A 306-nucleotide genomic window follows, 5' to 3' on the forward strand; every position below is an offset into this window, starting at 1 on the left:
AATTCTATTACCATTTGCGTCGGTATGAATGTGTTTACCGTAAGATTCGTAAATGAACCGCCCCGGTATTGTCGGAGACTCCAGCTGTCTTTAAGCTTGTTTGTGACCCAATCCCATACGTCAGTGATGATAGTGAAAGCATTGTTTGATCGTCTTGCACGAGCTTTGTTATCGGCATAATGAGCTCGGTAACCTCGCAGGCTTTTATTACGCTTAAGCTCTCTTGATATAGTACTAGGACTTCTGCCTAACGGAGTTTTTCAAGGTAGTTGTCACCATCAAGCTAAATTAAGCGGCTTGTAATCT

1 protein-coding gene and 1 pseudogene are annotated in these 306 nt (G+C 42.5%); one reads left to right on the forward strand and one right to left on the reverse strand.

The features are described 5' to 3' along the window. Positions 1–180 (forward strand): hypothetical protein (locus EI164_RS17270; protein ID WP_225739381.1); only part of this gene is annotated, 180 nt, incomplete at its 5' end. Positions 181–206: 26 nt separating this feature from the next. Here EI164_RS17270 and EI164_RS17595 read toward each other — a convergent pair. Next, positions 207–251: pseudogene (locus EI164_RS17595) on the reverse strand (helix-turn-helix domain-containing protein); the annotation flags it as partial. Positions 252–306 lie beyond the last annotated feature (55 nt).

Origin of the sequence: Psychrobacter sp. FME13 (assembly GCF_014861395.1) — a bacterium.
Lineage (GTDB): Bacteria > Pseudomonadota > Gammaproteobacteria > Pseudomonadales > Moraxellaceae > Psychrobacter.